The 6047-nt window shown below is 70.2% G+C and carries 6 protein-coding genes; all 6 read right to left on the bottom strand.

Features of this window, described 5'->3' with window-relative positions; genetic code table 11:
- The coding region (locus ROTAS13_RS17790) for a GcrA family cell cycle regulator (RefSeq protein ID WP_216348679.1) at positions 1–340 on the bottom strand (340 nt) is incomplete at its 3' end.
- Between the two features lie 128 nt (positions 341–468).
- Positions 469–1437, bottom strand: coding sequence for an acetamidase/formamidase family protein (locus tag ROTAS13_RS17785; protein ID WP_019459330.1), 969 nt, complete (start codon positions 1435–1437; stop codon positions 469–471).
- 80 nt (positions 1438–1517) lie between these two features.
- The gene (gene radA / locus ROTAS13_RS17780) at positions 1518–2933 is read right to left on the bottom strand and encodes a DNA repair protein RadA (RefSeq protein ID WP_019459331.1); all 1416 of its coding nucleotides are present in this window, start codon (positions 2931–2933) and stop codon (positions 1518–1520) included.
- A 260-nt stretch (positions 2934–3193) separates the two neighbouring features.
- The gene (speE, locus tag ROTAS13_RS17775; protein ID WP_075823000.1) at positions 3194–4066 is read right to left on the bottom strand and encodes a polyamine aminopropyltransferase; all 873 of its coding nucleotides are present in this window, start codon (positions 4064–4066) and stop codon (positions 3194–3196) included.
- A 97-nt stretch (positions 4067–4163) separates the two neighbouring features.
- Positions 4164–4622: an adenosylmethionine decarboxylase gene (gene speD / locus ROTAS13_RS17770; protein ID WP_026032901.1), complete on the bottom strand. Its 459-nt coding sequence runs from the start codon at positions 4620–4622 to the stop codon at positions 4164–4166.
- Between the two features lie 163 nt (positions 4623–4785).
- Positions 4786–5973: a hypothetical protein gene (locus tag ROTAS13_RS17765; protein WP_075822999.1), complete on the bottom strand. Its 1188-nt coding sequence runs from the start codon at positions 5971–5973 to the stop codon at positions 4786–4788.
- Between the last annotated feature and the right edge of the window lie 74 nt (positions 5974–6047).

Below are 6047 nucleotides of genomic sequence, written 5' to 3'. Positions count from 1 at the left end.
GGGCGCTGCGCGGGGCCGGAGGTGGCGCGGAAACGGCGGACACTGTGGCAGCCGGCGCGGCAACGGCCGGGCGCGGCGCGGGCGGCGGAGCCACCGGCGGCGGCGCGGCGGGGCGCGGGGCCTCCGCGACGGCGGCGCGTGACACGGCGGGCTCGGCGGCACGCGCCTCCCCCGCCTCCTCGCGCCGGATCGGGCTGGGACGCGCGGAGAGGTTCAGGCGATGTGCCTTGCCCACCACCGCATTCTTCGAGATTCCCATCCGCCGGCCGATCTCGGCCGTCGAATGTCCTTCGGCCCAGAGAGCCTGCAGCGTCTCGATCGCTTCGGCGGTCCACTCCATCAGGGACTCCTCCGTATCCAGCACCGCTAGATACGGTAGGTGAATGCGCCCTGTTCCCACAAGATGCGGGCCGGCTCAAAGGCACGCAAAAGTTGTGGACGGATTGTGGATACCGGGGAGAAGCGGCTTCAGAACAACACTCCCTTGCGCAGCATCCCGTGCACGCCCTTCTCGCCGTTCACCGTCTGCGTCACGCGGAAATCCACCGCGAGGGAACAGAACTGATAGGCATCGGCGGGCGAGAGATCGGTGCGCGATGCGATGAAGCCGATCATCTCGCGCAGTGCCTGCTTCATGGCGAGATCGAGATCCTCGTTCATGCCCATGGTGATAAAATGCGTCGCCGTCTCCGCACGCGGGAAACGCAGCAGCGGGTCCTTCGCGCCGCCGCCCTTCTCCAGCGTCAGGCGGAAATGCCCGTCGAGGCAGATTTCCAGCGCGTTGATGCAGACCTCGCCATCGCCCTGCACGCCATGCCCGTCGCCCGCGGAAAACAGCGCTCCCTCCACATGCACCGGCAAATAGAGCGTGGCGCCCGCGCCCAGCTCCTTGTTGTCGAGGTTGCCGCCATGGGCGCGCGGCTCCTTGGTGTTGATGCGCCCCCACTCGCGCGGCGGCGCCACGCCCATCACGCCGAAGAAGGGCGAAAGCGGCAGGGTGATCTCGCGCGCCATCGGCAGGCGGCAGGTCATCGCCTCGCGATCCACCGGGATGTGCAGCATGCGCGTAAAAGGGAAATCCTCCGGCAGCGTGCCCATCAGCGGACGGAAGCCGCAGAAGCCCCAGTCGGCGCCGAGCTCGATGCGCTCGATGTCCACCCGCAGCATGTCGCCGGGCTCCGCGCCGCGCACCGCCACAGGGCCGGTCAGGATATGCCCCGCCCCCAGGCGCGGCACCTTCGCCGCATGGATTGCTGCCAGGGCGGGCGGGATGGCGAGGCCGCTTTCCGGCGGTGGCATGATCTCCGGCGCGCCGGAGACGCATTGCAGCACCACGAGATCCCCGGATTCCACCGTGGCGACCGGGGCGAAGGAAGGATCGAAGACTCCCCAGCGCACGGTTTCGGGCGTCGCGGCGATCTGGTGCGTCTGGGGCAAGGGGCCTCCTGCGGGCGATGGGAGCCGGCCGAGTCCGGCGCGCGGAATTTTTCCGCATCATGTCGGGCTTGGCGAGGGCCTCACTCCGCTTCGGGCGATGCCTTTCGTGCGCGCGGGCGTGCCCCTGCCGCGAATTCCGCCACCAGATCCACCAGGTGCCCGTTCTCCACCAGCCGCAGCCCCTCCGGCGCGCTGAGCGCCCGGCCGCCGCGCGCCACGCGGCGCGGCAGGGTGGCGGCGTCGAAGCCCAGCTTGTGCGCCTCGCGCAGCCGCGTCTCCATCTGCGCCACCTGCCGGATCTCGCCGGACAGGCCGACCTCGCCGAAATAGACCATGCCCGGGCTGCTCGGCTGGTCCGTTGCCGCCGAGGCCAGCGCCGCCGCCACGGCGAGATCCGCCGCCGGCTCGGTGATGCGCAGGCCGCCCGCGATGTTCAGGTACACGTCGTTCTGCCCGACGCTCAGCCCGCAGCGGCTTTCCAGAACGGCGAGCAGCATGGAGAGCCGCCCGGAATCCCAGCCCACCACCTGCCGCCGCGGCGAGCCGCCATTGGAGGGCGAGAGCAGCGCCTGCACCTCCACCAGCACAGGCCGCGTGCCCTCCAGCCCGGCGAAGACAGCGGAGCCCGAGACATTCCCCCGGCGCTCCGCCAGGAAGAGCGCGGAAGGGTTCGGCACCTCCATCAGCCCGGCCTCGGTCATCTCGAAGACGCCGATCTCGTCGGTGGCGCCGAAGCGGTTCTTCACCGCGCGCAGGATGCGGAACTGGTGGCCGCGATCGCCTTCGAAATAGAGCGTGGCATCGACCATGTGCTCCAGCACACGGGGCCCGGCCAGCGTGCCCTCCTTGGTCACATGCCCGACCAGCACCAGCGCGAAGCCGCGCGTCTTGGCAAGGCGCGAGAGTTCGGCGGCGCAGGCGCGCACCTGGCTGACCGTGCCGGGTGCGCTGTCCAGGCTGTCGAGCCAGACGGTCTGGATCGAGTCGATCACCACCAGGCCGATATCGTGCTCATCCTCCAGGCTGGCCACGATGTCGCGCAGGTTGCCGGCGGCGGCGAGGCCCATCGGCGCCTCCGCCACGCCCAGTCGCAGGGCGCGCAGACGCACCTGCTCCACCGCTTCCTCGCCCGAGATGTAGAGCGTGCGCTTGCCGCGCGCGACACGCGCCGCCGCCTGCAGCAGCAGCGTGGACTTGCCGATGCCCGGATCGCCGCCCACCAGCACCACCGAGCCCGGCACGAAGCCGCCGCCCAGCACGCGGTCCAGCTCCGCGATACCCACCGCCGTCCGCGCCGGCGGGGCGGAACGCCCCTTCAGCCCGACGAACTCCACCCGCCGCCCCCCGGCGGTGCGCCCGGCCGGCCCCGGCGAGCGCGCCTCCACGGTCTCCTCGACCAGCGTGTTCCACTCGCCGCAGCCCTCGCACTTGCCCTGCCATTTCGGATGGGGCGTGCCGCAGGACTGGCAGACATAGCGGGTGACGGGCTTGGCCAAGGCAGGGAACTCCGATCCCGAAAACAGGAACTATTCGGGAACATATAGCCCTGCACGCCCCGGAAAACGAGGGCGGCCGCCGCCGTCCCGTGCCCCGAAAGGGCCGCGCGCCTCCGCGGGGAGGGCGGCCACGGCGGGGCCGGTGACAGGCGGCGGCCGAAGGGGAACCGGCCGTCGCGTCGCCGCGTCCCGAAAGGGCGGCGCGGCCCGGAAAGGGCGCGCCGTCACGGCGGAACCGGTGGAAGGCGGCGGCCGGAGCGTCAGCCCCTGGCGGGCAGGTGCTCCGCGATATAGGGCGGCAGGTGGAAGGCGCCGGCCTGGATCTCGGGCGTCCAGTAGCGGGTCTGGCCGAGGATGCCGGCCTTCTCCGCACGCTCGCGGATCTGTTCCACCGTCGCATGGCGCGCCGCCGGGTCCTTGGCGGACCAGCCGAGCGTCATGTAGCCGCCGACATAGGTCGGCACCGCGGCGACATAGGCCCAGACATCGGCAAAGACCTTGCCGCGGCGCAGGCTGGTATCGCGCAGCTCGTCGGCCTGCATGATCGGCACGCCGCACTGGTTCACGACCAGCCCGCGATCCGACAGCAGGCGCGCGACATTGGCGTAGAACTCGTCGGTGAAGAGGACCTCGCCCACGCCGACCGGGTCGGTGCTGTCCACGATCACCACGTCGAAGAAACCCGCCGCCGCCTTGCGCACATAGTCGATGCCGTCGCCGACGATCACCTCGGCACGCGGGTCGTTCCAGGCGTCCCCGGCGATCTCCGGCAGGAACTCCTTGACCAGGCGGATCACCTCGCCGTCGATCTCGACCATCACGGCCTTCTCGACATTGCGGTGCTGCAGCACGCGCTTCAGAACGCCGCCGTCGCCGGCGCCGATGATCAGCACGCGCCGCGCATCGCCATGCGCCAGCAGCGGCACATGGGTCAGCATCTCCTGATAGACGAACTCGTCCATCTCGGTGATCTGCGTCACGCCGTCGAGCAGCATGACGCGGCCATGGCTGTAGGACTCGAAGATCATGATGTCCTGGAAGTCCGACTGGACGCGCGCCAGCTCGCGCTTCACGCGGAAGCGCTGGCCCCAGTCGGGATAGAGGGTCTCGTTCACCCAGGAATCAGTCGTCATCTCGAATCCCTCGCCCAAGAGCTTCGGAATGGTTTCCGCAAAGAGAGAGGGCGGACCCTAGGGCCCGCCCCCGGTCATCGCACGTGACGCTTTGGCGTCAGACGGAGATGCCGCGGCGATGCTCGCCGAGCTGCACGCGCTCGGGCAGGAAGCCCTTCTTCAGCAGCGGGATCGCCTTGTACGGATCGCAGACGCCGCAGACGAAGATGTCCAGCGCGGCGAAAGCCTTTTCCGGCCAGGTGTGGATCGACACGTGGCTCTCCGCCAGGACCAGCACGCCGGACACGCCGCCGTTGGGCTGGAAGTGGTGGAAGTGCCCGTGCAGGATCGTGGCACCCGTGGCGATCGCGGCCTCACGCAGCACATCGTCGATGTGCGCGGGGTCGTCGAGATTCGTCGCACCCCAAAGGTCGATGATCAGATGCGTACCCGCGAAGCGGACACCATCCTTCTCGACGAAGTAATCCTTTGCCTCATCGGCGCCGGAGGAGAAGTTTCCCTGGGCGTCGCTCGGAAATTCCGAGACCATCCCCAGCGGAGCGGTAAGAGCGTCCATATCGGCCCCCTGTTCCACCAGAAGACGACCTGTGAGCCGGCAGCGCCGATCAGGTCAGTTGTTGCGGAGGGCGCATATGGGGCATGGGGGTCCGGGGGGCAAGCGAAATCGGGACTTCACGGGCCGAAAAAAATGCGGCCCTCCCCCGCGCCGCGCACGATGCTCACCGCGCCGCCCCCGCATCGGCCCGCAACTCATCCAGCCGACCGGAAAATCCCCGGAAAAGGTTCAGTTCGCGCTGCAGCCTCGGCAGGTCCGCCATCCCATGCACCGGATCGAGGGTCAGCGCGTTGAAATCCTGGCTTAATTTCCCCTCCCCCAGCTGTGGTGCCCAACGTGTGCGCAGGCCGCCCAGACGTTGGGCATCACCCGAAAGCACGGCATAGGCGGCGGCACGCAGAAGCAACTGGCGCCGCGCGTCGTCCATCTCTCCCTGGGCCGCCGCCGCCAGTCCGGCCAGTGCATCGGACGCACCGGCCCAGTCGTGACGCGCGGCGAGAATCCCGGCGAGCGGTTCCGCTCCATCGCTGCCCAGGCCACGCAACAAGGCGACGGCATCATCCTCCTTGCCCTGCCGCGCCAGCAGGCGCGCGGACAGCAGCGTCCGCTCCCGCACCAGATCCGGCGGCAGAAGCTGAGCGCCACCATCCGACAAGGCCGCAGCGGCGCCGGCAGCATCGCCGCTTTCCAGACGCAGGCTGGCGAGGCGTAGTCCCAGCCGCGCGCGCGCCTCGCCCGAAGCCCCGGCCATGCCGCGCACGAGAAGCTCCGCCGCGCGTGCCGGCAGGTCGAGCGCCACCAGGCGATCCGTGAGGCCGAGCAGCAGGCGGCCCTGATCCGGATCGGCAGCCAGCAATTGCGGATTGGCGTCCGCCAGCGCGATGGCAGCCACCGGCGAGTCCTTTTCCAGCGCCATGGCCAGTGCCTGCCGCATCGGCGGACGCAGCACCGCTTCCTGATCGGGAAAAAGGCGCGCTGTTTCCTGCAGCATGGCCAGCGCGGCACGGCCATTCCCCGCCTGCTGCCGCAAGGCGGCGATCCGCTGCCGCGCCGCCAACTCCTCGCCCTCGCCGCGCCAGCTGTAGAGCGCTTCCTCCAGCGCATCCGCCGCGGCAGCGGCATCGATCTGCCCGCCCGCCAGGCGCAGTTCCACGGCATGGCGGATGGCCCGCGCCCGCGCCGGCCGGTCACGGCCGCGCATCGCCTCCTCATAGGCGGCCAGCGCGTCGTCCCGCCGCCCCTCCGCCTCGGCCAGCCGCCCACGCAATTCCGCCAGGGCCGGCACCGCGCCGCCCGCATCGAGAACCCGCCGCGCCGCCACCCGCTCGCCACCTGCCAGCAGGGCCTCCACCGCCGGGCTCAGCAGCCGCGACCTCAGCGGCCTGTCTCTTGATCACATCTACGCACAGCTCCACCGTAAGGCGA

It is taken from the genome of Roseomonas sp. TAS13, from assembly GCF_001950415.1.
Classification (GTDB): domain Bacteria; phylum Pseudomonadota; class Alphaproteobacteria; order Acetobacterales; family Acetobacteraceae; genus Roseomonas; species Roseomonas mucosa.
The sequence above is the reverse complement of the archived record's forward strand: the minus strand, read 5'-3'. Positions and strand labels throughout refer to the sequence as shown.